The following is a 25,912-nucleotide window of genomic DNA, read 5'->3' on the forward strand; positions in this document are numbered from 1 at the left end:
GCCGTACGGCGGCCGCCGAGGGCGGCACCGCCCCGCACCGTCCCCCGGGGACGTCGCGGGGCGCCCAGCGCTCAGAAGGACCCGTGCCGGAACTACCCGAAGTAGAAGTCGTACGCCGCGGCCTCGCCCGCTGGCTCACCGGCCGCACCGTCGCCGAGGCGGAGGTCCTGCACCCCCGCGCCGTACGCCGCCACATCGGCGGCGCCGACGACTTCGCGCACCGCCTCAGGGACCGCACCGTCCAGACCCCCGTGCGGCGCGGCAAGTACCTCTGGCTGCCCCTCGACGACGGCGCGGTCGCCGCGCTCGCCCACCTCGGCATGAGCGGGCAGCTCCTCGTCAAGGGCCCCGAGGCGCCCGACGAGAAGCACCTGCGTGTACGCGTGCGCTTCGCCGACACCCAGGGCACCGAACTGCGCTTCGTCGACCAGCGCACCTTCGGCGGCCTCTCCCTCCACGACACGACGCCCGACGGCCTGCCCGACGTCATCGCGCACATCGCGCGCGACCCCCTCGACCCGCTCTTCGACGACGACGCGTTCCACCGCGCCCTGCGCCGCAAGCGCAGCACCGTCAAACGCGCCCTGCTCGACCAGTCCCTCATCAGCGGCATCGGCAACATCTACGCCGACGAAGCCCTGTGGCGCTCCCGGCTCCACTACGAGCGCCCCACCGCCACCCTCACCGCACCCGCCACCGCCACGCTCCTCGGCCACGTGCGCGACGTCCTGACCGCGGCGCTTGGCGAGGGCGGCACCAGCTTCGACAGCCTCTACGTCAACGTGAACGGCGAGTCGGGCTACTTCGACCGCTCCCTCGACGCCTACGGCCGCGAAGGGCTCCCCTGCCGCCGCTGCGCCACCCCGATGCGCCGCAGCGCCTGGATGAACCGGTCCAGCTACCACTGCCCCCGCTGTCAGCGCCCGCCGCGCCCCACGCGCGCGTCATAGGCATCCCGGCTGGCGAGGACCGTGCCCATGTTGTCCTCCAGGCACTGGATCAGGGCGATCAGCCGCTCCGTCACCTGCCGCCCGAGCGGGGTCAGCCCGTAGTCCACCCGTGGCGGGTTCACGAGCTGCGCCTCACGGTGCACCAGGCCGTCCCGCTCCAGCGCGTGCAGTGTCTGCGACAGCATTTTCTCGCTGACCCCGTCCACCCGGCGGCGCAGCTCGTTGAACCGGAACGTGCCCTCCCACAGAGCGCCCAGCGTGAGGGCACCCCAGCGGCCCGTGGCGTTCTCCAGGGCGCGGCGTGAGGGACAGCTCCGTGAGAAGACGTCGTACGCCACGCCCGGGTCCGCGTCGCCCGTGCGCGGGTCCTTCGCGTCCGCTCCCTGCTGCGGGATGGAGTCCATATCGTGAGCGTACGGCAGCACAGCGCACACCCATGGAGCGCGCTAACCCAGGGAAAGCTGATCGTCCGGCACCTGCGGGACGCTCAGCCTGGGACGCCCGCACACGCGCGCGGGACGCCCGACGCCCGCCCACGCGTGCGTTGTGCGGTCGGCCGTCAGGGCGTCCGGCGGCCGACCGCACGGCGCGGGTCGGAGGGGGCGGGGACGGCGGTCAGAAGCCGAAGTCCTGGGTCCACCACGGGCCGCCCTCGCCCAAGTACACGCCGACGCCGAGGGTCTTGTAGTCGCAGTTGAGGATGTTCGCGCGGTGCCCAGGGCTGTTCATCCAGGACTCCATCACCGCCTGCGCGTCGGCCTGGCCGCGTGCGATGTTCTCGCCGCCCAGGTTGCTTATGCCGGCGGCCTTGGCGCGGTCCCAGGGGTCGTCGCCGTCCGGGTCCGTGTGGTCGAAGAAGCCGCGGGCGGCCATGTCGCGGCTGAACGCGGTCGCCAGGTCCGCCAGCCCGGAGTCGGCCGTCACCGGAGAGCAGCCCGCCTTCCCGCGCTCCTGGTTCACCAGACCGAGCACCTGCGCCGCCGCGGCGGCCGCCGCCGACTGGGACTGCGTCACTGTCGGGGTCCCGGGCTCCGCGGGCGGCTTCTCGGCCGGGGGCTTCGACACCGGCGCCTTCTCGGGCGTCGCGGTCTTGGCGGGGGCGGTCTTCTTGGCGGTGGGCTTCTTGCTCGGCGCCGCCGACCTGCTGGGCGACGAGTGCTTCGCGGACGGCGACGAGGGAGTGCCCGAGCCGTCGCCCGGCGTCCCGGTCTCCCCGGGCCCCTCCGTGCCGCCCTGCGTCTCGAAGCCGTACGGGGAGTCCGCCGGGTGCACCGTGTCGGGGCCGCCGCCCACCGTGTAGTGGCTCCCGCCCGGCAGCATGCCCGACGTCACGGCAATGGCACCGAGCGCCACCGCAGCGGAGGCGCCGAGCAGGCCCGTCCTGACCGGTGCGGCGCTGCGTCTGCGGTGCTTACGTGCGCCCGCCCGCCTTTCGCCCGACAGTGGCTCCTGCGGCGACGTGGCGCCGTCGTCGCCCGCACCGTCGTCCGGGTCCTCGTCGAACAGGGCGACGTCGCGGCTCTCCACCGGACCGACGCCGCTCACGCGCGCGGGCGCGGGCGGGCGCGGCGTGAAGGCAGGGGGGACGTGGGAGCCGCCGGTGCGCGGCGCCGCGACGTACGGGGCGGCGGCGGTGGGCCGCGCGGCGTACGGCGCGGTGGGCGGGGCATCCGCGGCGGGGCGCCCCGGGGCTCCGTACGGTGCGGGCGGCGGCCGCATCGGCGCCGTGGCCCCCGTCGCGGGTCCGGGTGCGCCCTGGCGCCCGGGGCCGCCGACGGTCGGCCAGGGCGAGCCGGCGCCCTGCGGCGCGACGGGCCCGCCGCCAGGCGCGTAGCCGCGGCGCGACCCGTTCCCGCGGCTGCCGTCCGGGTACGCCGCCCCCCGCTGCACGGGCACCCCGTACGGCGGCGTGTCCGCGACGTAGCTGGCCCACGCGGGGCGCACAGGCGCCTCGGGCCGCACCGGCGCCATAGGACGCGTCTGCGGGCCGCGGGGCCGCTGCGGCAGCGACGCGCGCGGCCCAGGGGGCGGCGGCGCGGCGCCCTCCGTCCAGGTCTCCCGGCCCCCGGGCCCCGAGGCGGGCCCGGCGTGGGCGTCGGGGGAGGCGGTGGTCTCGGCGGCGCGGCTCGTGGCGGCGCGCCCGGCGGCGGAGCGTCGGTGGCGTCCCAATGACTGGCCTTCCTCGTCCCAGCGATCCGAAGCTTCACCCGAACGAGTGAAGCTCAGTGGGTGGGGACGCTACCCCATGAGGAACCGGCCGCCGATGCTCCGAGCGGAAAACGGCGGTTAGCGTTCAGACATGAACGACGATGTACGACTTACCGCCTGGGTGCGCGGCCGGGTGCAGGGGGTCGGTTTCCGCTGGTACACCCGGGCGAAGGCGCTGGAGATCGGCGGCCTGAGTGGCTTTGCTCTCAATCTCGGCGACGGGCGTGTACAGGTGGTTGCGGAAGGGGACAGCGCCGCCTGCCGGACCCTGCTCGACTGGCTGCGCACCGGCGACACGCCCGGACGCGTCGACGGGGTCACCGAGATATGGGACACACCACGCGGCGGCTACGACGGCTTCGCCACCCGCTGAGCCCGCCGCCCGGCGCCGGCACACCCCCGCGCGCCTTGCCCCGAGGCCACCCGAGAAGTGGCCGGGGTGGCACAGAACCCCCAGGTGGTTGCCACGAGACGGCCAAACGTGGCACGCTCCCGGACCAAGGATGATCTCCGCGCCCGAGACGTACCGCGGCCGGGGCGACGCCGTGACGACACCGGCGGCACGCACCCCCGCCGCCCTCCGGTGCGGGCTTGATCGTGTTGACCGTCAAACTTTTTGGTGAGACTCTGGAAGCCCCGCGCACCTTAGCTGTTTGGCATGGAGGACCGCAGTCACAAAGGAAAGTGCCCAGCAGACGCGGGGTCTGAAATCGAATCCCTCACGACCCATACCGATACGGTCGGTCACTCATTGTGGAGGACCATCCATCATGGCAAAGGCGCTTCTCGGTTACGTCGGTGGCTCCGACCCTCGACTCCTCGCCGAGATGCGACGGCTCCAGCAGCGCGTCCAGGACCTGGAATCCGAGCTCGTACGCATCCAGGCGGAGAACGACGCGCTGGCGGCTGCCGCTTCTCACGACGGCGACACGCTTCTGGAGGGCATCGACGTATCCAAGGCAGAGCCCGCGCTCACCTGACACGCTCTGCTCGCATGCTGAACTAAAATGGCCGGGCTGTGTGCGCTACGTGCCACAGCCCACCATCGCAAGGGACGCTCCGGCGTCCCTTCTTTTTGGCCTGCCTGCCCTCCGAGCCTCCCCTAAAGCCCCCCTCGGCCCCTAACAAGATCCGTACACCGCGTCCCCGACCGCCACGCCGCCGCGTCCGCAAACGGCCGACTCCGCGAATTCTCCTTCCTTCAACGTCTGATGTGCCCTGCACGTTCCTGGGTGAAACCGCGAGTTCACCGAGCGGCACGGAAGCCGGAAGGTAGAGTGCGGCGGCGTGCACCTCAAGGCCCTGACCCTGCGTGGTTTCAAATCGTTCGCGTCGGCGACGACGCTGCGGTTCGAGCCGGGCATCACCTGCGTCGTAGGCCCGAACGGCTCCGGCAAGTCCAACGTCGTCGACGCGCTCTCCTGGGTCATGGGCGAACAGGGCGCCAAGTCCCTGCGCGGCGGAAAGATGGAAGACGTCATCTTCGCCGGCACGACGGGCCGCCCGCCCCTCGGCCGCGCCGAAGTGTCCCTGACCATCGACAACAGCGACGGCGCACTCCCCATCGAGTACGCCGAGGTCACCATCACGCGGATCATGTTCCGCAACGGCGGCAGCGAATACCAGATCAACGGCGACACCTGCCGCCTCCTCGACATCCAGGACCTGCTCTCCGACTCCGGCATCGGCCGCGAGATGCACGTCATCGTCGGCCAGGGCCAACTCGACTCCGTCCTGCACGCCGACCCCACCGGCCGCCGCGCCTTCATCGAGGAGGCCGCAGGCGTCCTCAAGCACCGCAAACGCAAAGAGAAGGCCCTGCGCAAGCTCGACGCCATGCAGGCCAACCTCGCGCGCGTACAGGACCTCACCGACGAACTGCGCCGCCAGCTCAAGCCGCTGGGCCGCCAGGCCGCCGTCGCACGCAGGGCCGCCGTCATCCAGGCCGACCTGCGCGACGCCCGCCTCAGGCTCCTCGCCGACGACCTGGTGCGGCTCACCACCGCGCTGGAGGCCGAGGTCGCCGACGAGGCCGCGCTCAAACAGCGCAAGGAAGCCGCGGAAGCCGAACTCAAGGCCGCCACCGGACGCGAGAACGCCCTGGAGGACGAAGTACGCGGCCTCACCCCACGCCTCCAGCGCGCCCAGCAGACCTGGTACGAACTCTCCCAACTCGCCGAACGCGTCCGCGGCACCGTCTCCCTCGCGGACGCGCGCGTGAAGAGCGCCACCTCCGCACCGCCCGAGGAACGTCGCGGCCGCGACCCCGAGGACATGGAGCGCGAGGCCGCCCGCGTCAGGGAACAGGAAGCCGAACTCACCGCCGCACTCGAAGCCGCCGAGAGCGCCCTCGACGACACCGTCGGCCACCGCGCCGAACTCGAACGCGCCCTCTCCGTGGAGGAACGCCGCCTCAAGGACGTCGCACGCGCCATCGCCGACCGCCGCGAAGGGCTCGCCCGCCTCCACGGCCAGGCCAACGCCGCGCGCTCCCGCGCCGCCTCGGCCCAGGCCGAGATCGGCCGCCTCGCCGACGCGCGCGACGAGGCGCAGGAACGTGCCGTCAGCGCCCAGGAGGAGTACGAGCAACTGAAGGCCGAGGTCGACGGGCTCGACGCCGACGACGAGGAACTCGGCGCCCGGCACGACGCCGCCCGCGAAGCCCTCCGCGAGGCCGAACGCGACGCCACCGCCGCCCGCGACGCCCTCACCGCCGCCGAACGCGAACACGCCGCCCTCGCCGCCCGCCGCGACGCCCTCGCCCTCGGGCTGCGCCGCAAGGACGGCACCGGCGCCCTCCTTGGCGCCCAGGACGGGCCCGGCGGCCTCCTCGGACCCGCCGCGGAACTCCTCACCGTCACCCCCGGCTACGAGGTCCCCCTCGCCGCGGCCTTCGGCGCCGCGGCCGACGCCGTCGCCGCCACGACACCGTCCTCCGCCGCCGAGGCCATCAGGCACCTGCGCAAGCACGACGCGGGCCGCGCCGCGCTGCTCCTCTCCGGGGCCCCCGACGGCGCCCCCGCGGCGCCCCGCCCCGCTGGCGCCCCGCCGCGCGCCGCCGACCTCGTACGCGGCCCCGACGAGCTGATGCCCGCCGTACGGCGCCTGCTGCGCGGCATCGTCGTCGTCAGCACCCTCGAAGACGCCGAGGACCACGTCTACGCCCACCCCGACGAGACCGCCGTCACCGCCGAGGGCGACCTCCTGGGCGCCCACTTCGCGCACGGCGGCTCCGCGGGTGCCCCCAGCCTCCTGGAGGTCCAGGCGTCCGTCGACGAGGCCACCGCCGAACTCGCCACCCTCGCCGGACGCTGCGAAGAGCTGACGCAGCGGAGAGAGGCGGCCTCCCGACGCCGGGCCGAGTGCGCCGCCCTCGTGGAAGAACTCGCCGAACGCCGCCGCGCCGCCGACCGCCAGAAGTCCTCCGTCGCCCAGCAGCTCGGCCGCCTCGCCGGCCAGGCCAGGGGCGCCGCGGGGGAGGCGGAGCGCACCACCGCCGCGGCCGCCCGCGCCCAGGAAGCCCTCGACCGCGCCACCCAGGAGGCCGAGGAACTTGCCGAACGCCTCGCGGTCGCCGAAGAGAGCGCCGCGGACAGCGACGAGGAACCCGACACCTCCGTACGCGACCGGCTCGCCGCCGACGGCGCCAACGCCCGCCAGACCGAGATGGAGGCGCGCCTCCAGGTCCGTACCCACGAGGAACGGGTCAAGGGGCTCGCGGGCCGCGCCGACTCCCTCGACCGCGCCGCCCGCACCGAACGCGAGGCACGTGCGCGTGCCGAACGGCGCCGTGCCCGGCTGCGCCACGAGGCGGACATCGCGGCGGCTGTCGCGAACGGAGCCCGGCAACTCCTCGCACACATCGAGGTCTCTGTCGTACGGGCGGACACGGAGCGCACCCTCGCCGAGCGGGCCAAGGCGGAACGCGAACGCGAGCTGACCGTTGCACGCAACAAGGGCCGCGACCTGAAGGCCGAACTCGACAAGTTGACGGACTCGGTGCACCGCGGCGAGGTCCTGGGCGCCGAGAAGCGCCTGCGCATCGAGCAACTGGAGGCCAAGGCGCTGGAAGAGCTGGGCGTGGAGCCCGCCGGCCTCGTCGCCGAGTACGGACCAGAGCAGCCCGTGCCACCGTCGCCGCCCGCGGAGGGCGAGGAACTCCCCGAGGACCCCGAGCACCCCCGCAACCTGCCACGCCCCTTCGTCCGCAGCGAACAGGAGAAGCGCCTCAAGGCCGCGGAGCGCGCCTACCAGCAGCTCGGCAAGGTCAACCCGCTGGCTCTTGAGGAGTTCGCCGCCCTCGAAGAACGCCACCAGTTCCTCTCCGAGCAGCTTGAGGACCTGAAGAAGACCCGCGCCGACCTGCTCCAGGTCGTCAAGGAGGTCGACGAGCGGGTGGAGCAGGTGTTCACGGAGGCGTACCGCGACACCGCGCGCGAGTTCGAGGGTGTGTTCTCCCGGCTGTTCCCCGGCGGCGACGGCAGGCTCATCCTTACCGACCCCGAGAACATGCTCACCACCGGCGTGGACGTGGAGGCACGCCCGCCCGGCAAGAAGGTCAAGCGGCTCTCCCTGCTGTCGGGCGGCGAGCGGTCCCTGACCGCCGTGGCCCTGCTGGTGTCGATCTTCAAGGCCAGGCCGAGCCCGTTCTACGTCATGGACGAGGTCGAGGCGGCCCTCGACGACACCAACCTCCAGCGCCTCATCCGCATCATGCAGGAGTTGCAAGAGGCGTCGCAGCTCATCGTCATCACCCACCAGAAGCGCACGATGGAGGTCGCCGACGCCCTCTACGGCGTTTCCATGCAGGGCGACGGCGTCTCCAAGGTAATCAGCCAGCGCCTCCACTGAAGCGGCCGCGTACCGTCACGTCAGCTCTCCGACTCTTCAAGAGTCCACGGGGAAAGTCCCGCCCTGAGCTGCGTATCTCACACTTAAGTCTTATCGACTTCAAACATTGAAGACATAACCTTCATTGCCGCGGCCACCGCCATGGGCGGCTTCCTCTTCGGCTACGACAGCTCCGTCATCAACGGCGCCGTCGAAGCCATCCGCGACCGCTACGACATCGGCTCCGCGGCCCTCGCCCAGGTCATCGCCATCGCCCTCGTCGGCTGCGCGATCGGCACCGCCACCGCGGGCCGCCTCGCCGACCGCATTGGCCGCATCCGCTGCATGCAGATCGCGGCCGCCCTGTTCACCGTCAGCGCCGTTGGCTCCGCGCTGCGGTTCGCCCTCTGGGACCTCGCCCTATGGCGCGTCGTCGGTGGCTTCGCCATCGGCATGGCGTCCGTCATCGGCCCCGCCTACATCGCCGAGGTCACCCCACCGCCTACCGGGGCAGGCTCGCGTCGTTCCAGCAGGCCGCTCTCGTCATCGGCGTCGCCCTGTCCCAACTCGTCAACTGGGCCCTCCTCAACGCTGCGGGCGGCGACCAGCGCGGCAGCCTCATGGGGCTTGAGGTCTGGCAGGTCATGCTCGGCGTCATGGTCGTGCCCGCCGTTGTCTACGGGCTGCTCTCCCTCGCCATCCCCGAGTCCCCCCGCTACCTGCTGTCCATCGGCGACCGCGCGCGTGCCCGCGACGTCCTGGCCGAAGTGGAGAGCGGCGGCAGCGACCTCGACACCCGCATCGCCGACATCGAGACGGCCATGCGCAGCGAGCACCGCTCCACCTTCCGGGACCTCCTCGGCGGGCGCGCGCTGCTGCGCCCCGTCGTCTGGATCGGCATCGGACTCTCCGTCTTACAGCAGTTCGTCGGGGTCAACGTCGCCTTCTCCTGCTCGTCGACGCTGTGGCAGTCCGTCGGCGTGGACCCGTCGGACTCGTTCTTCTACTCGTTCACGACGTCGATCATCAACATCGTCGGCACCGTCATCGCCGTCGTCCTCGTCGTCCTCGTCGACCGGGTGGGCCGCAAGCCGCTCGCGCTCATCGGCTCCGTCGGCATGGTCGTCGGCCTCGCCCTCGAAGCCTGGGCGTTCACTTTCCACCTCGTCGACGGGCGGCTGCCCGCCGCGCAGGGCTGGGTGGCACTGGTGGCGGCCCATGTGTTCGTGCTGTTCTTCGCGATGTCCTGGGGCGTCGTCGTCTGGGTCTTCCTCGGCGAGATGTTCCCCAACAAGATCCGCGCCGCCGCCCTCGGCGTCGCCGCCGCGGCGCAGTGGATCGCCAACTGGGCCATCACCGCGAGCTTCCCGTCACTCTCCGACTGGAACCTCTCCGGCACCTACGTGATCTACACGGTCTTCGCCGCGCTCTCCATCCCGTTCGTCCTCCGGTTCGTCAAGGAGACGAAGGGAAAGGCGCTGGAGGAGATGGGGTGATCCTGGGGCGACTCGGAGGGCTTCGGCCATCCCGGGTCGGGGGCGGCGGCTCCGGTCCTTGGCCTGGCGCCGTGGCGCGGGCGCTACGCGCCACGCCGCTACGTGCCCCGTGGCGGGGTCGCGTTATGTCGCCTTACCGCGCTCCGTACGATGCGGCGACGTAGCGACGCGATGTAGCGACGTAGCGGTCGACACTCGCGACATAGCGCGACGCTGCCCCCGGCGCACCGTCCCGCTCCGTCGTCGCCCCCGTTCCCCCCCCACGTCGTTACCCCTCCGTGCTCCGTCACGCCCCGCCACGTCGCCTACGGTGCGGAGGCACGCGTGCCTCACGTTCGTGGGCGCCGTGCCGTGCGCCCACGTCGCGACGGCACGGGCGCACAGGTGAACGGCGCGCCCGGCCAGACAGGTGAACGGCGCCGTGCAAGCCGCGACCGGTGTCCGGGCCGGGGCGCAGGGCCATACCCGATACTGGGGGCGTTATGGAAATCGTCATCCTTGTAGTAGTCATCGCCGTCGTCGTGATCGCCGCGCTCGGGCTCGTGGCGGGCACCCGCAGAAAAAAGCGGCGCGAGACCCCCGAGGCCCCGAGCACCACGCCGGATATCACGGCGCCGCCCAAGGAGCCGCGCGTCGGCGACGAAACGGCGGAGCCGGGCGCCGAGGGGCGCCGCACCGTCGACGACGCCGGGCTGCCCGGCGCGACGGAGGAGTCCGCCGCCCCCGTGGTGACGGAGCCCGCGCCCACCGCCCCCGAGATCGAGATCCCCGAGCCCACCGCGGGCCGCCTGGTGCGCCTGCGCGCCCGCCTGTCGCGCTCTCAGAACGCCCTCGGCAAGGGCCTGCTGACCCTGCTGTCGCGCGAGCACCTGGACGAGGACACGTGGGAGGAGATCGAGGACACCCTCCTCACCGCCGACGTCGGCGTCGCGCCCACCCAGGAACTCGTCGAACGGCTCCGTGAGCGCGTCCGGGTTCTCGGTACCCGTACCCCGGCCGAGTTGCGCACCCTGCTGCGCGAGGAGCTGCTGACCCTGGTCGGCACCGACCTCGATCGCACCGTGCACACCGAGTCCGGGCTCGACACGCCCGGCATCGTGATGGTCGTCGGCGTCAACGGCACCGGCAAGACCACCACCACGGGCAAGCTCGCGCGCGTGCTCGTCGCCGACGGGCGCTCCGTCGTCCTCGGCGCCGCCGACACGTTCCGCGCCGCCGCCGCCGACCAGCTCCAGACCTGGGGTGAGCGGGTCGGCGCGCGGACCGTGCGTGGGCCGGAGGCCGGCGATCCCGCGTCCGTCGCCTTCGACGCCGTCAAGCAGGGCGTCGAGGCGGGCGCCGACGCCGTCCTGATCGACACGGCGGGCCGGCTGCACACCAAGACCGGCCTGATGGACGAGCTGGGCAAGGTCAAGCGCGTCGTGGAGAAGCAGGCGCCGCTCGACGAGGTCCTGCTGGTCCTCGACGCCACGACCGGGCAGAACGGCCTCGTCCAGGCGCGGGTGTTCGCGGAGGTCGTCGACATCACCGGCATCGTGCTCACGAAGCTGGACGGCACCGCCAAGGGCGGCATCGTCGTCGCCGTCCAGCGGGAACTGGGCGTGCCGGTCAAGCTGGTCGGGCTCGGCGAGGGCCCCGACGACCTGGCCCCCTTCGAGCCGGAGGCATTCGTGGACGCCCTCATCGGCGACGAGTGACCCGACCGCTCGGACGCACCCCCCGCGGGCGCCCCATGTCCCTCCACGGGCCCGCCACGGCACCACGCCGCGGCGGGCCCGTTCACGCGGGCGTCGCGCCCTACACGGCCGCCGCGGGCGTCTGCTCGGCCGCCAGCGGCATCCGGTGCGCCACGTACGCGAGCGTGCCCAGCAGCAGCCGGGCCTCGGGCGGTCGCAGCGTGCAGGCCACGGCGGGGGAGCGCAGCCAGCGCACGGGCCCGCGCCCGCCGCGGTCGTACGGCGGCGCCGTGATGTGCTCGCCGAGCCCGAGGCCGCGCAGGTCCAGCCGAGTGCCGTCCCACCCCGTGCGGTACAGAAGATCGGGCAGCCGTGCCGCCGCGCCGGGCGCGACGAAGAACTGCGCGCGCCCCCCGGGCGTCACCGCGACCGGCCCCAGCGGCAGCCCCATCCGCTCCAGACGCGTGAGCGCGCGTCTCCCGGCGGCCTCGCCGACCTCAAGGACGTCGAACGCCCCGCCCGAGGGCAGCATGGCGACCGCGCCGGGGAAGTCCTCCCAGATGTCCGCCACTTCGTCCAGCGAGGCGCCCGCGTGCACCACAGGGGCGGCGTCCAGCGGATGCGCGCCCGGCTCCGGGCAGGAGGCACTGCCACAGGAGCACACCCCGTCCAGCATCCGCGCCCCCGGCGCCACGTCCCAGCCCCACAGCCCGCTGAACTCGGCCACCAGCATGCACCCGGCCGTCCGCCCGCGCCGCCGCGGTCCGCCGCGCAGCTCCCTGATGCCGCCGATCGTGAATCCCATACCCCCTCCAACAAAAATCCGCGCCGCCAGTGGTCACTCGACGAGAACGACTCGTCACCCACAGTTCTCTCCGCCGGGCCGTGGGGTCATGACGGCCACGGGGGAGAGCGTGAAGCGTCCGGGGTTGTCCGACGGGATTCCGCGCGCCCCGGTGCGCATCCTTCCGCCGTCGATCCGACTGCCGGTGTCAAGTGAATCGCGCGGGAGAACGGCCGGGTTCCCTCGAAGGGGTGGCGAATGGTGGCGATTGGGTGATGCGGTCGCGCGATGGGTGATCGTAGGGTTACTGTCGGTACGCAAAGTGAGGGGCATGCCAGTTGTGACTATGCCGGAGGCACGTCGCATTCCCGTTCGACGGGTGGCGAATGCCGGACGGACAGGTGTGCGGCACGGCATTCTGGTAGGGCTTGACGCGCACCGCGGCAAGTGGCTTCAGGGATGGGGGCGTTCCAGTGGGCGGCAACGGCGAATCCGGTGCGACCGGTACGTCCGGACCTGCCGGAGCGACCACCTCCGCTAGCACCACAGACACCCCTCTGACGACGTCCGTCACCCCCGCCCCCCTCGCCACGCCGAGCAGCCCCCAGGACACTGCGTCGACGGCCGCCACCGCCCCCCGCGACCCGGCCGACGACGCCTCCACGCGCGCGTACCCGGCATCCTCGGAGGCCGCCGCGCAGCCACTCCCGCGCGCGGAAGGCACCTACACGCCCCTCTCGCCCGCGGGCGACGCGGACGACAAGCACCCCAACCGCATGCTGGAGACATGGTTCCAGCGCACCGGCTGGTCCAAGGGCGAACTGGCCCGCCAGGTCAACCGCAAGGCGCGCCAGATGGGCGCCAACCACATCTCCACCGACACCTCGCGCGTACGCCGCTGGCTCGACGGCGAGAGCCCCAGGGAACCCATCCCCGGCATCCTCTCCGAGCTGTTCTCCGAGCGCTTCGGCTGCGTCGTCGCCGTCGAGGACCTGGGACTGCGCGTCGCCCACCGCCCCCCGTCCGCCGCGGGCGTCGACCTGCCCTGGACGGCGCCCCAGACGGTCGCCCTCATCAACGAGTTCTCCCGCAGCGACCTGATGCTGGCCCGCCGCGGCTTCCTCGGCACCTCGCTCGGCCTCGCCGCCGGCCCCTCCCTCGTCGAGCCCATGCAGCGCTGGCTCGTACCCACCCCGTACGCCGCGCCGCTGGCCCCCATGGGCAAGCCCGCGGTGCGCCGCGGCCCGCGCCTCTCCGGCGCCGAGGTGGACCTCCTGGGGTCCACCACCGTCATGTTCCGCAACTGGGACGCGCGCTGCGGCGGCGGCCTGCGCCGCAAGGCCGTCGTCGGACAGCTCCACGAGGTCACCGACCTCCTCCAGGAACCCCACCAGGAGGACATCACCCGCCGCCTCTTCCAGGTCGCCGCCGAACTCGCCGAACTCGCCGGCTGGATGAGCTACGACGTCGGGCTCCAGCCGACCGCGCAGAAGTACTTCGTCCTCGGGCTGCACGCCGCCAAGGAGGCCGGGGACAAGCCCCTGGGCTCGTACATCCTCTCCAATATGAGCCGCCAGATGATCCACCTCGGCCGCCCCGACGACGCACTCGAACTCATCCACCTCGCCCAGTACGGCAGCCGCGACTGCGCCACCCCCCGCACCCAGGCCATGCTGTACGCGATGGAAGCACGCGCGTACGCCAACATGGCTCAGGCCGGCAAGTGCGAGCGCGCCGTCGGTATGGCCCGCGACACCTTCGCCGACGTCGCCGCCAGGGACCGCAGGGACCCCGACTGGATTCGCTTCTTCACCCAGGCCGAGCTGGACAGCGAGACCGGCCACTCCTACCGCGACCTCGCCTACGTCACCGACCGTGGCCGCCCCTACGCCACCCTCGCGCACCCCGCCCTCGCCAGCGCCGTCAGCCTCTTCGGCAAGGACAAGGACCACCCCAGGTCGTACGCGCTGAACCTCGTCGGCATGGCCACCGTGCACCTGCTGTGCCACGAACCGGAACAGGGCGCGGAGGCCGCGCGCACCGCCCTCGCCATCGCCGCCAAGGTGCGCTCCGAGCGCCTCAACACGCGTATCCGCAAAACCGTCGACGCCGCGGTGCGCGACTACGGCGACGTACCGGCGCTCGCCGAGGTCGCCGAACTCTGCGCCTGACGCCGCCGCCGCCCCGCCAGGCGCCTTCGTACCACCAGGGGCCCGCACGGCCCACGAGGCGGCCCGGCACGCTCCACGGCCACCCCGGGCTTCGTATGCGACCGCGAAGCGCTCACAGGCGCCCCCAGCGGCCCTGGAAGGTCGCGTCACGACACCGGCCCGCCGCCGCGCCACCCGGCGGTTCATGAGCACGTAACACGCGCGCCTCCTTCGTCATCCCACGGAAACACCAGGCGGCATCGACCGAAACGGCGCTGCGCCAACCTCTGGCGCATAACGGTCCCACCCCTTCACGCACGCACCGGCCTCGCCCGCACGGGCCGCACAGACGACGAGGAGACGCCGATGCCCCCAGGCACCACGCTTGCCGCGGACGCACCCACCCTGTCCGCCGCAAACACCGGATTCATGCTCATCTGCTCCGCACTGGTGATGATCATGACGCCCGGCCTCGCCTTCTTCTACGGAGGCATGGTCCGCGTCAAGTCCGCACTCAACATGTTGATGATGAGCTTCATCAGCCTCGGCATCGTCACCATCCTGTGGGTGCTGTACGGCTTCTCCGTCGCCTTCGGCAGCGACCACGGCGGCGTCCTCGGCTGGAACGGCGACTTCGTCGGCCTCAGCGGCATCGGACTCACCCAGCTCTGGGACGGCTACACCATCCCGATCTACGTGTTCGCCGTCTTCCAGCTCATGTTTGCGATCATCACCCCCGCGCTCATCAGCGGCGCCCTCGCCGACCGCGTCAAATTCACCGCCTGGGCGCTGTTCATCGCCCTGTGGGCCACCCTCGTGTACTTCCCCGTCGCCCACTGGGTCTGGGGCGCCGGCGGCTGGGCCTACGACCTCGGCGTCATCGACTTCGCCGGCGGCACCGCCGTCCACATCAACGCGGGCGCGGCGGCCCTCGGCGTCATCCTCGTCATCGGCAAACGCGTCGGCTTCAAGAAAGACCCCATGCGGCCCCACAGCCTGCCCCTGGTGATGCTCGGCGCGGGGCTCCTGTGGTTCGGCTGGTTCGGCTTCAACGCAGGCTCCTGGCTCGGCAACGACGACGGCGTCGGCGCCGTCATGTTCGTCAACACCCAGGTCGCCACCGCCGCCGCCATGCTCGCCTGGCTCGTCTACGAGAAGATCAGGCACGGCGCCTTCACCACCCTCGGGGCCGCCTCGGGCGCCGTCGCGGGCCTCGTCGCCATCACCCCGTCGGGCGGCGCCATCAGCCCCCTCGGCGCCATCGCCGTCGGCGCCATCGCCGGTCTGGTGTGCGCCATGGCCGTCGGCCTCAAGTACCGCCTCGGCTACGACGACTCGCTCGACGTCGTCGGGGTCCACCTCGTCGGCGGCGTCGTCGGCTCCCTCCTCATCGGCCTTTTCGCCACCGGCGGGGTACAGTCCGACGCCAAGGGGCTCTTCTACGGCGGCGGCCTCGACCAACTCGGCAAGCAGGCCGCGGGCGTCTTCGGAGTCCTCGCCTACTCGCTCGCCGCGTCCGCCGTACTCGCCTTCCTCATCGACAAGGCCATGGGCATGCGCGTACCCGAGGACGACGAGGTCTCCGGCATCGACCAGGTCCAGCACGCCGAGACGGCGTACGACTTCAGCGGCGCAGGCGGCGGCACGGTCAGGCCCACGTCACCCGCCCCCGCCCACGAGACCGCGCCCCGGAAGGTCGACGCATGAAACTCATCACCGCCGTCGTGAAGCCCCACCGCCTCGACGAGATCAAGGAAGCCCTCCAGGCGTTCGGCGTCAACGGGCTCACCGTCACCGAGGCCAGCGGCTACGGCCGCCAGCGCGGCCACACCGAGGTCTACCGCGGCGCCGAGTACACCGTCGACCTCGTCCCCAAGATCCGCGTCGAGGTACTCGTCGAGGACGATGACGCCGACCAACTCGTCGACGTCATCGTCAAAGCCGCCAGAACAGGCAAGATCGGCGACGGGAAGGTCTGGACCCTCCCCGTCGACACGGCGGTACGCGTACGCACCGGCGAACGCGGACCCGACGCCCTCTGAACGGCGAACCACACAGCCGACGACAGGAGCCGACCGGGTGACCAGCGTGAACGAACACCACCCACGTGACCCGCGCCCCACGGCGCCCACCCGGCACGACGCCCCGGCAGAAGACGGCTACGCGGCGGCCCGGCTGCGCCTCCTCCACCAGGAGGAGCCCACCGGGCCGCCCCGCCGCACCGCCCTCGCCGAACTCACCGACGACTGGCTCGGCCGCCTCTTCGACGGCGCCGTCGGCGACACCCCCGGCATCAGCCTCGTCGCCGTGGGCGGCTACGGACGCCGCGAACTCTCCCCGCGCAGCGACCTCGACCTCCTGCTGCTCCACGACGGCGCCGCGACGTCCCACGTGGCCAAGACCGCCGACCGCCTCTGGTACCCCGTCTGGGACCTCGGCCTCGCCCTCGACCACTCCGTACGCACCCCCGCCGAGGCCCGCAAGACCGCCGTGGGCGACCTGAAAGTCCACCTCGGCCTCCTCGACGCCCGCCACCTCGCCGGCGACCGCGACCTCACGGCACGGCTGCGCACCACCGTCCTCGCCGACTGGCGCAACCATGCCCCCCGACGCCTCCCCGAACTCCAGGAACTCTGCGCCGAACGCGCCCGCCGCCACGGCGAACTCGCCCACCTCCTCGAACCCGACCTCAAGGAAGCCCGCGGCGGCCTGCGCGACGCCACCGCCCTGCGCGCCGTAGCCGCCTCCTGGCTCGCCGACGCCCCACGGGACGGCCTCGACGAAGCCCGCCGACGCCTCCTCGACGTCCGCGACGCCCTCCACCTCACCACCGGCCGTGCCACCGACCGCCTCGGCCTCCAGGACCAGGACCAGGTCGCCACCGCGCTCGGCCTCCTCGACGCCGACGCCCTGCTCCGCCAGGTCTACGAGGCCGCCCGCACCCTCTCCTACGCCGGCGACGTCACCTGGCGCGAGGTACGCCGCGTCCTGCGCGCCCGCTCCGCACGCGGCCCCCTACGCGGCCTCCTCGGCGGCGGCAGGGCCCAGCCGCGCCGTACCCCACTCGCCGAAGGCGTCGTCGAACAGGACGGCGAGGCCGTACTCGCCCGCACCGCGCGCCCCGAGCGCGACCCCGTCCTGCCGCTGCGCGCCGCCGCGGCAGCCGCCCAGGCAGGACTCCCGCTGTCCCCCCACGCCGTACGCCGCCTGGCCGCCGCGTGCCGCCCATTGCCCACGCCCTGGCCCGCCGAGGCCCGCGAACAGCTCGTCACCCTCCTCGGCGCCGGACGGCCCGCAGCGGACGTCTGGGAGGCGCTTGAGGCGGAAGGGCTCATCAGCCGCCTCCTGCCCGACTGGGAGCGCGTACGGTGCCGCCCGCAGCGCAACCCCGTCCACACCTGGACCGTCGACCGCCACCTCGTCGAGACCGCCGTACGCGCGTGCGCGATGACCCGTCGCGTCAAACGCCCCGACCTCCTCCTCGTCGCCGCCCTCCTGCACGACATCGGCAAGGGCTGGCCCGGCGACCACGCGCGGACCGGCGCGACCATCGCCCGCGACGTCGCCCACCGCATCGGCTTCGACCGCGCCGACGCGGACACCCTCGCCACCCTCGTCAGCCACCACCTGCTGCTCGTCACCACCGCCACCCGCCGCGACCTCGACGACCCCGCCACCGTCCGCTCCGTCGCCGACGCCGTCCGCACCACCGACACCCTCGAACTCCTCCACGCCCTCACCGAGGCCGACGCCCTCGCCACAGGACCCGCCGCCTGGTCCGCCTGGCGCGCCTCCCTCGTCGCCGACCTCACCCGCCGCGTCGCCGCCGCCCTCGCGGGCGAGCCGCCCGCACGGCCCGAACCCGCCGCGCCCACCGCCGAACAAGAACGCCTCGCCATCGAGGCATACCGCACCCGGGGCCCCGTCCTGCGCCTGCGTACCCAGGCCCCGCCGGAATCCGACGCACCCGAGGACGGCGCCGACGCCGAGCCGGAACCACTCGGCGTGGAACTCCTCATCGCCGTCCCCGACCAGCCCGGCGTCCTGCCCGCCGCCGCCGGCATCCTCGCCATGCACCGCCTCACCGTCCGCACCGCGGAACTGCGCGCCGTCGAACTGCCGGGGGAACTGGCACGCCCGGCGGACGTAGCTGAGGGCGGGGGAGCGGAGGGGGCGGCCGTGGTACGTGGGGGCGTTGCCGGGGGCTACGTAGCGACGGGGGACGTAGCGGAAGGCGGCGACGTAGCGGGGCGGGTCGGGGACGTAGCGGCGGGGCACGTCGCGGGGCGGCGGGGCTCCCGCGCGCGGGACGTAGCGGCCGCCGACGGCGCCGTCGCCACGTCGCACAGCGCCCCGTCGCCCTGCACCGTGCTCCTCCTCGACTGGCGCGTCGCCGCTGAGTACGGCTCGCTGCCCCAGGCCGACAGGCTACGAGCCGATCTCGTACGCGCCCTGGAGGGCTCCCTGGACATCGGCTCGCGCCTTGCCGAGCGTGACGCCGCGCAGCCACGGCGCCGCGGACTCACCGCCCCGCCGCCCCGCGTCACCGTCGCGGCCGACGCGTCCCGCCTCGCCACCGTGATCGAGGTACGTGCCCAGGACGCCCCCGGCCTGCTGCACCGCGTCGGCCGCGCCCTGGAAGACGCGCGCGTGCGCGTCCGCAGCGCACATGTCTCCACTCTCGGGGCCAACGCCGTCGACACCGTCTACGTCACCGCGGCCGACGGCAGCACGCTGCCCGAGGACGTCGCGAAGGAACTGGCGGGGGTGCTGGAGGAGACGTTGCGGTGATGATGCTACGTGGGCCGTGGCGGCGGGGGAGTGTGGCCGGGACGTAGCGCAGGGACGTAGCCACGTAGCGGAGCGGTGGCGCAGTGACGTAGCCATGCGGCCACGTGGTCATGCCGCGACGTAGCGTCACGATGTATCGCGTGACACGTAGCGCCGCGGCCGCGGCGGCGTGGCCCCGTCGCGCCCCGCGCACCGCCGCCGCGGTGCCCCGATTCGCGCGGGCATGGGTGACCCGTCGCCGCGTGCGGATACCCTTGAGGGCGATCCATCCCGCCCCCGACCCTGAGGACCAGCGAGCGCCGTGTTCGATACTCTCTCCGACCGCCTTGCAGAGACGTTCAAGAATCTCCGGGGCAAGGGCAGGCTCTCCGAGGCGGACATCGACGCCACCGCGCGCGAGATCCGCATCGCGCTGCTGGAGGCGGACGTCGCCCTGCCGGTCGTGCGCGCCTTCATCGCCGCCGTCAAGGAACGCGCGCGAGGCGCCGAGGTCTCGCGGGCGCTGAACCCGAGCCAGCAGGTCATCAAGATCGTCAATGAGGAACTGATCAAGGTCCTCGGCGGCGAGACCCGCAGGCTGCGGTTCGCCAAGCAGCCACCGACAGTGATCATGCTTGCGGGCCTCCAGGGCGCGGGCAAGACGACCCTCGCGGGCAAGCTCGGCCAGTGGCTCAAGAAGCAGGGCCATTCGCCGCTGCTGGTCGCCTGCGACCTCCAGCGGCCGAACGCCGTGAACCAGCTCTCCGTCGTCGCGGAGCGGGCCGGTGTCGCCGTCTACGCCCCCGAGCCCGGCAACGGCGTCGGCGACCCCGTGAAGGTCGCCAGGGACTCCATCACGCACGCCAAGGACAAGGTCCACGACATCGTCATCGTGGACACCGCCGGCCGCCTCGGCATCGACGAGGAACTGATGCGGCAGGCCGCCGACATCAGGGACGCCGTCAGCCCCGACGAGATCCTCTTCGTCGTCGACGCCATGATCGGCCAGGACGCGGTCAACACCGCCGAGGCGTTCCGCGACGGCGTCGGCTTCGACGGCGTGGTGCTCTCCAAGCTCGACGGCGACGCCCGCGGCGGCGCGGCGCTCTCCGTCGCCCACGTCACCGGCCGCCAGATCATGTTCGCCTCCAACGGCGAGAAGCTGGACGACTTCGACGCGTTCCACCCGGACCGCATGGCGTCCCGCATCCTCGGCATGGGCGACGTCCTCACCCTCATCGAGAAGGCCGAGGAGACCTTCAGTCGCCAAGAGGCCGAGAAGATGGCCTCCAAGCTGGCGAGCAGCAAGGGCGGCAAGGACTTCACCCTCGACGACTTCCTGGCCCAGATGGAGCAGGTCAGGAAGATGGGCAGCATCAGCAAGCTGCTCGGCATGCTCCCCGGTATGGCGCAGGTCAAAGACCAGATCAACAACCTCGACGAGCGCGACGTCGACCGCACCGCCGCCATCATCAAGTCGATGACCCCTGGAGAGCGCCAGGACCCCAACGTCATCAACGGTTCGCGACGCGCCCGTATCGCCCGCGGCTCCGGTGTCGAGGTCGGCGCCGTCAAGAACCTCGTCGAGCGCTTCTTCGAGGCCCGCAAGATGATGTCCCGCATGGCACAGGGCGGCGGCATGCCCGGTATGCCGGGGGTTCCCGGCATGGGTGGCGGCCCCGGGCGCCAGAAGAAGAAGCAGAAGCAGGCCAAGGGCAAGCAGCGCTCCGGCAACCCCATGAAGCGCAAGCAGCAGGAGCAGGAGGCCGCCGCACGCCGCGCGAGCGTCGGCCAGGGCAACGCCTTCGGCCTCCCGGACGGGCAGGACGAGAACTTCGAACTCCCCGACGAGTTCAAGAAGTTCACCCGCTGATCGACGGCACGGCACCCGGATACCCGTCACGAGGCGGGCCGGGTGCGGTCAGGTGCCTTCTGGCGACACGGAGTGGGTACCCGCCTCTTCGTTGCGGGCGCGCCGTATGTAGCCCCGGCGCGCCTGTCGCGCGCACCGTATGTCGCAACTGTGCCGACCGGGCACCGTACAGCGCGCGACAGCGGCGACGTACGGTGCGCGCAGGTGCCCGCGGCCTCGGTCAGATCCTCGCGACGTCGTCGGCCTCTGCAGCCCAAGAAACTGGCTGAAAGAGCGACCTGGGCGACGTAGCGCCGAGGACCGTGCACGCGCGCGTACGCGCCAATGGGACTCGGAACGGAGCCCCCCGCCCGAAGCGAGGCGGTACGCGCATGTGCTCGCTCGCCCACCGAGACGTGGCTCGCTACGCGGCCAGCTCAGTCGCTACACGGTGCGGGATATCAGGTACCGGAACACGTTCGGCATCCACACCGTCCCGTCCCCGCGCACATATGGGTGCAGCGCCTCCTCCAGCTCCTTGCGGACCCGTTCGGCGTCCGTGGCCGCGACGGCTCCGTCGAGCAACCCCGTCGACAGCAACCCACGTACCGCGCTGTCCACCCCGGCGTAGCCGAACGGGCACGCCACCCGCCCCGAGCCGTCAGGACGGAGCCCGGCAAGGGTGCACACCGCCTCCAACTCGTCGCGTTCCGCGGGCCGCCACGCACCCCTGTCGCCGTCGTCGCACCGTGGGGCCGCGAGCCTCATCACGGTGTGCAGGACCGACGACGTGGCGCACCGCTCCGGCGGCCCCCAAGAGGTCAGGACCACCGGCGAACCCCGCCGTGCGAGCGGCAGCGTGGCCGCCAGGTCCGCTGTCAACCGCTCCCGGTCCCCGGACACGCACCCCACCGGATGAAACGCGCTCACGAGCGAGTACGGGGCGCCGCCCGCTGCCGCGACGTCGGCACCGTCCAGCACACGAACGCCGTCACGCGCGCGTGCGTCGCCCCCTGCGCCAAGCCGACGTCGCGCCAGGGCCAGCAACTCGGGCGACTCCGCGTCCACCCCCGTGACCCGCGCACCCCGCCGCGCCGCCAGCAGCAGCGCGAGTCCCGAGCCGCAGCCGACGCCCAGCAGCCGGGTCGGCTCCCCGACCTCCAGACGCTCGTACACCGCCTCGTAGAGCGGCACGAGCATCCGCTCCTGGATTTCCGCCCAGTCACGCGCGCGTGCGCGCGCGTCCACCGATGGGGTGGGCGACGTAGGACGAGGGTGGTGCCGCACGAGCGTGAGTGTCATGGATGGCCCCCATTCAGCCGGAACATGAAGTACGACTTCGCCGGAAAGGATCGTTGGCCGCCATTGGCCTGCTGACTGATTGCTCCGTCGTCCCACCCCGTGGCACAGCACACGGCCGGCCGGCACGGTGTGCCCCGGCAGCGCCCCCCCGTATGCCAGAGAACTCCCCCAAAGCCGCCACGTCCAGAGGCAGCCGGGCATGGCATGTGCCAAGTTCGCCAACGGGCCGCCCGGGGCGGCACGCACCCGGTGCTCCGCACCCCACCGGACACGGAGCGGTGCAACGGAGCCCCGTACCATGCCCGCCATGGCAAAGGCACCCGTTCTCACGCCGCGCGCGGACGACTTCCCGCGCTGGTACCAGGATCTGATCAACAAGGCCGAGCTGGCGGACAACGGCCCGGTCCGCGGCACCATGGTGATCAGGCCCTACGCGTACGGCCTGTGGGAACGCACCCAGCAGGAGATGGACGCCCGCATCAAGGCGGCAGGCGCGTCCAACGCCTACTTCCCGCTCTTCATCCCGCAGTCCTACCTGGACCGGGAGGCGCAACACGTCGAGGGATTCGCGCCGGAACTCGCCGTCGTCACCCACGCCGGGGGCAAGGACCTGGAGGAACCGGTCGTCGTCCGTCCCACCTCGGAGACGATCATCAACGACTCGTTCTCGAAGTGGGTGCAGAGCTACCGCGACCTCCCCCTGCTGATCAACCAGTGGTCCAACGTCGTCCGCTGGGAGCTGCGCCCCCGCGTGTTCCTGCGCACCACCGAGTTCCTCTGGCAGGAGGGGCACACGGCGCACGCCACCTACGAGGAGGCCCGCGACTACGCGGCCCGCATCCACCGCGACGTCTACGCCGACTTCCTCGTCAACGTCCTCGCCATCGACGTCCTCCTCGGCCGCAAGACCGCCGCCGAACGGTTCGCCGGAGCCCTCAACACCCTCACCCTTGAAGGCATGATGGGCGACGGCAAGGCGCTCCAACTGGGCACCAGCCACGAACTCGGCCAGAACTTCGCCAAGGCGTTCGGCACCCGCTACCTGACCAAGGACGGCACCCAGGAGCACGTCTGGCAGACCTCGTGGGGCTCCACCACCCGCATGCTCGGCGGCATGATCATGGTGCACGGCGATGACAACGGGCTGCGCGTACCGCCCCGTCTCGCCCAGACCCAGGCCGTGGTCCTCGCCATCAAGGGCGACGACGCGGTGCTCGCCAAGGTCCACGAGGTCGGCGACGCCCTCAGCGCCGCGGGCGTCAGGGTCCACGTCGACGACCGCACCGACACCCCCTTCGGGCGCCGCGCGGTCGACTGGGAGCTCAAGGGCGTCCCGGTGCGCATCGAGATCGGCCCCCGCGACCTGGAGAACGGCACCGCGATGCTGGCCCGCCGCATCCCCGGCGGCAAGGAGCCGGTACGCCTCGACGCGCTCCCCGCGCTGCTGCCGACCGTCCTCGAAGAGGACCAGGCGCTGCTGCTGCGCCAGTCGCGGGAGCGCCGTGAACGCCTCACCGCCGACGTCGCCACCGCGGAGGAGGCCGTCGAAGCCGTCCTCGCGGGCGGCTGGGCGCGCCTGCCCTGGTCCGCCCTCGGCCCCGAGGGCGAGGCTCGGCTCGCCGCGCACTCGATGAGCGTACGGTGCCTGCTCGCCGAGGACGGGGCGGTGCCCGACGCCGACGACGCACCCGGTAACGTCGCCGTAGTGGGCCGCGCCTACTGAGTCACACACTCCCGTGGCACCGTGCGCGCGGTCCGGCCGCACGGACGGTGCCATGGCGCTCCGGCGCACGATCCCATGGCGCACCTCACGCGCGCGGGAGCGCACCCACACGGTGCACCGGCGCACACGCACCACGTCGCGCGGAACGGTGCAACCGAGCGGCGGCCGGGCAGCGGTTCGGGCCGACGTCGCCACGTCGCTGGGTCGGGCACACGGAGCCCGCCACGTCGTGCGGCACGGAGCGGGGCGACGTACCGCCTTAGTGCGAGCTGTGAGACATATCGCCCATCGGCGCACCCGCCCGCCTCCCTGCGGATCGGCGCCGACTGTGTGGTACGAGCAAAATATTTGGGATGCCCCGTAATCGGAACACAGCGGCAGCCCGGATCGTTCTCACGACGTGAGCACGACACCACCTGTTCTCGCCGCAGAGCTGGCACAGGCGTGGGCCGAAATTCAGCGGTACCACCCCGAGCTGCCGGACCTTGCCGCGCCCGAATCCCTGATCGGAGAGTCGTCGTCCGCCTGCGGCGCCGAACTCTCCTTCGAGCGACTGCTTCACGAAGCGGTCCACGGCATCGCAGCCGCCCGCGGAATCCGCGACACCTCCCGCGCCGGTCGCTATCACAACCGCAGATTCCTCGCGATCGCCGAGGAGCTTGGCCTCGACCACACCGAGGAGCCGCACCCGAGCAGCGGCTTCTCCCTGGTCGCGCTCAAGCCCGAGGCCCGGCGCCGCTACCGTCCCACCATGGAGCGGCTCCAGCGTGCCCTCAAGGCACACAGCGCCGCCACCGAGACGGACACCGCCCGCAGTTTCCGCGGCCCCGCGGGACGCCACGGCTCCTCAGGGGGCGGCGTCCGCGTCAAGGCCGTCTGCGACTGCGGGCGCAACGTCCGCGTCGTCCCGTCCGTCCTGGCCCAGGCGCCCATCGTCTGCGGCGGGTGCGGCAAGCCGTTCCGCATCCCGGAGGTGGTCGCAGCGGCAGCGGGGTGACCCGCCACCGGATTCCCCTCCGACGCCACGGCGGCCGGCGCACCCACCGCGCGGCCATGCCCCCGGCGTCGCCGGCGAGCCACTAGACCGGCCCGCCCGGTGGTCTGCCCGGCCCCACCCGGCAGACCGCCCCGGTGCCCCGTCCGCACCGCACAACGCGCGCGAGAAGCGCCCCAGGACCGGATTCGGGCATGACACGCCCGTATGGCACAATGACTGGCTGTACTCGACAGCCGCACAGGAACCCTCTCTCCTCCGGCTGACGCGTCCGTCGGACCAGCGAGTACCGCAACCCCACGCGGCATCCCGCTGAGCCAACCCACGTCAAACCAGGAGAACCCACTCCCGTGGCAGTCAAGATCAAGCTGAAGCGTCTGGGCAAGATCCGTTCGCCTCACTACCGCATCATCGTCGCCGACTCCCGCACCCGCCGCGACGGCCGGGCCATTGAGGAGATCGGCCTGTACCACCCGGTGCAGAACCCCTCGCGCATCGAGGTCGACGCCGAGCGCGTCGCCTACTGGCTCTCCGTCGGCGCCCAGCCCACCGAGCCCGTCCTCGCCATCCTCAAGAAGACCGGCGACTGGCAGAAGCACAAGGGCGAGCCCGCCCCGCCGCCGCTGCTCCAGCCCGAGGAGAAGTCGGCCAAGCCCGCCTTCGAGTCCCTCGGCGGCGACGACACCGGCAAGGGCGAGGCCATCACCCAGAAGAAGAAGGCCGACAAGAAGGCGGACGACGCCGAGGCGTCCGACGCCGCGCAGACCGAGGGCTGAGCATGCTTGAGGAGGCTCTTGAGCACCTCGTGAAGGGCATTGTCGACAACCCCGACGATGTGCAGGTGGCCTCCCGCAACCTGCGCCGTGGGCGCGTCCTCGAAGTCCGGGTCCATCCCGACGACCTCGGCAAGGTCATCGGGCGCAACGGCCGCACCGCACGTGCCCTGCGCACCGTGGTGGGTGCCATCGGAGGCCGCGGCGTACGCGTCGACCTTGTCGACGTCGACCAGGTGCACTGACGACCTTCGCCGAACGCACGCAGCACCGGCCCGGGGCGGGGGGGGGGCCCCCCCGGCCCCCCCCCCCGCCCCCCCCGGCCCCCCGGGGCACACCCCCCCGGCAGCGAGTAGTCGCCCCGCTGGGCCGCGCCCCCCGCAACAAGGGGGAAGTGACGGGCG

The 25,912-nt window shown here is 72.5% G+C and carries 18 protein-coding genes and 1 pseudogene; 15 read left to right on the forward strand and 4 right to left on the reverse strand.

Annotated features, from left to right (window positions below):
• Positions 1-83: 83 nt before the first annotated feature.
• Positions 84-950: a bifunctional DNA-formamidopyrimidine glycosylase/DNA-(apurinic or apyrimidinic site) lyase gene (gene mutM / locus ACIBIW_RS30460; RefSeq protein ID WP_399340663.1), complete on the forward strand. Its 867-nt coding sequence runs from the start codon at positions 84-86 to the stop codon at positions 948-950.
• Here the strand turns inward: mutM and ACIBIW_RS30465 are convergent.
• Together ACIBIW_RS30465 and ACIBIW_RS30470 are read right to left on the reverse strand one after the other, a co-directional pair.
• Positions 917-1,354, reverse strand: a complete 438-nt coding sequence (locus tag ACIBIW_RS30465) for a winged helix-turn-helix transcriptional regulator (RefSeq protein WP_399340665.1) — start codon at positions 1,352-1,354, stop codon at positions 917-919. The two genes, mutM and ACIBIW_RS30465, sit on opposite strands and share 34 nt — an antisense overlap.
• A 211-nt stretch (positions 1,355-1,565) precedes the next feature.
• Positions 1,566-2,669, reverse strand: coding sequence for a CAP domain-containing protein (locus ACIBIW_RS30470; protein WP_399340870.1), 1,104 nt, complete (start codon positions 2,667-2,669; stop codon positions 1,566-1,568).
• Between the two features lie 580 nt (positions 2,670-3,249).
• On the opposite strand from ACIBIW_RS30470, the gene ACIBIW_RS30475 reads away from it, so the two are divergent.
• From ACIBIW_RS30475 to ftsY, 5 genes and pseudogenes are all read left to right on the forward strand, one after another.
• Positions 3,250-3,531: an acylphosphatase gene (locus tag ACIBIW_RS30475; protein WP_399340668.1), complete on the forward strand. Its 282-nt coding sequence runs from the start codon at positions 3,250-3,252 to the stop codon at positions 3,529-3,531.
• Positions 3,532-3,928: 397 nt separating this feature from the next.
• A complete protein-coding gene (locus ACIBIW_RS30480) occupies positions 3,929-4,138 on the forward strand; it encodes a hypothetical protein (protein WP_399340670.1) in 210 nt (69 codons plus the stop codon).
• A gap of 307 nt (positions 4,139-4,445) precedes the next feature.
• Positions 4,446-8,009, forward strand: a complete 3,564-nt coding sequence (smc, locus tag ACIBIW_RS30485) for a chromosome segregation protein SMC (protein WP_399340672.1) — start codon at positions 4,446-4,448, stop codon at positions 8,007-8,009.
• A 141-nt stretch (positions 8,010-8,150) separates the two neighbouring features.
• A pseudogene (locus ACIBIW_RS30490) lies at positions 8,151-9,484 on the forward strand (sugar porter family MFS transporter).
• Positions 9,485-9,966: 482 nt separating this feature from the next.
• Positions 9,967-11,181, forward strand: coding sequence for a signal recognition particle-docking protein FtsY (gene ftsY / locus ACIBIW_RS30495; protein ID WP_399340674.1), 1,215 nt, complete (start codon positions 9,967-9,969; stop codon positions 11,179-11,181).
• A gap of 100 nt (positions 11,182-11,281) precedes the next feature.
• Here ftsY and ACIBIW_RS30500 read toward each other — a convergent pair whose 3' ends face one another.
• Positions 11,282-11,965 carry a bifunctional DNA primase/polymerase gene (locus ACIBIW_RS30500; RefSeq protein WP_399340675.1) on the reverse strand — a complete coding sequence of 228 codons (684 nt, stop codon included), beginning with the start codon at positions 11,963-11,965 and terminating at the stop codon, positions 11,282-11,284.
• A 755-nt stretch (positions 11,966-12,720) separates the two neighbouring features.
• Here ACIBIW_RS30500 and ACIBIW_RS30505 point away from each other — a divergent pair.
• The 5 genes from ACIBIW_RS30505 to ffh all read left to right on the forward strand — a co-directional run bounded on the left by ACIBIW_RS30505 (position 12,721) and on the right by ffh (position 20,737).
• Complete coding sequence (locus tag ACIBIW_RS30505; protein ID WP_399340677.1) at positions 12,721-14,115, forward strand: hypothetical protein; 1,395 nt, start codon at positions 12,721-12,723, stop codon at positions 14,113-14,115.
• 345 nt (positions 14,116-14,460) lie between these two features.
• Positions 14,461-15,801, forward strand: coding sequence for an ammonium transporter (locus ACIBIW_RS30510; RefSeq protein ID WP_399340679.1), 1,341 nt, complete (start codon positions 14,461-14,463; stop codon positions 15,799-15,801).
• Positions 15,798-16,136 (forward strand): P-II family nitrogen regulator, encoded by a 339-nt coding sequence (locus ACIBIW_RS30515; protein ID WP_399340680.1) that lies wholly within the window; start codon positions 15,798-15,800, stop codon positions 16,134-16,136. Before ACIBIW_RS30510 ends, ACIBIW_RS30515 begins: the two co-directional genes overlap by 4 nt.
• A gap of 37 nt (positions 16,137-16,173) precedes the next feature.
• Entirely contained in the window at positions 16,174-18,885 is a 2,712-nt protein-coding gene (locus tag ACIBIW_RS30520) for a [protein-PII] uridylyltransferase (protein ID WP_399340682.1), read from the forward strand.
• Positions 18,886-19,186: 301 nt separating this feature from the next.
• Complete coding sequence (gene ffh, locus ACIBIW_RS30525; RefSeq protein ID WP_399340684.1) at positions 19,187-20,737, forward strand: signal recognition particle protein; 1,551 nt, start codon at positions 19,187-19,189, stop codon at positions 20,735-20,737.
• 423 nt (positions 20,738-21,160) lie between these two features.
• Here ffh and ACIBIW_RS30530 read toward each other — a convergent pair whose 3' ends face one another.
• The gene (locus ACIBIW_RS30530; protein WP_399340686.1) at positions 21,161-22,018 is read right to left on the reverse strand and encodes a class I SAM-dependent methyltransferase; all 858 of its coding nucleotides are present in this window, start codon (positions 22,016-22,018) and stop codon (positions 21,161-21,163) included.
• 307 nt (positions 22,019-22,325) lie between these two features.
• Between ACIBIW_RS30530 and proS the strand changes: the two genes are divergently transcribed.
• From proS to ACIBIW_RS30550, 4 genes are all read left to right on the forward strand, one after another.
• Positions 22,326-23,741 (forward strand): proline--tRNA ligase, encoded by a 1,416-nt coding sequence (gene proS, locus ACIBIW_RS30535; protein ID WP_399340688.1) that lies wholly within the window; start codon positions 22,326-22,328, stop codon positions 23,739-23,741.
• 400 nt (positions 23,742-24,141) lie between these two features.
• The gene (locus ACIBIW_RS30540) at positions 24,142-24,738 is read left to right on the forward strand and encodes a hypothetical protein (protein ID WP_399340690.1); all 597 of its coding nucleotides are present in this window, start codon (positions 24,142-24,144) and stop codon (positions 24,736-24,738) included.
• A 347-nt stretch (positions 24,739-25,085) separates the two neighbouring features.
• Entirely contained in the window at positions 25,086-25,511 is a 426-nt protein-coding gene (gene rpsP, locus ACIBIW_RS30545) for a 30S ribosomal protein S16 (protein ID WP_399340691.1), read from the forward strand.
• 2 nt (positions 25,512-25,513) lie between these two features.
• Complete coding sequence (locus tag ACIBIW_RS30550; RefSeq protein ID WP_030361979.1) at positions 25,514-25,753, forward strand: RNA-binding protein; 240 nt, start codon at positions 25,514-25,516, stop codon at positions 25,751-25,753.
• The last annotated feature ends 159 nt before the right edge of the window (positions 25,754-25,912 follow it).

Source organism: Streptomyces sp. NPDC050560 (assembly GCF_044457285.1).
Taxonomy (GTDB): Bacteria; Actinomycetota; Actinomycetes; order Streptomycetales; family Streptomycetaceae; genus Streptomyces.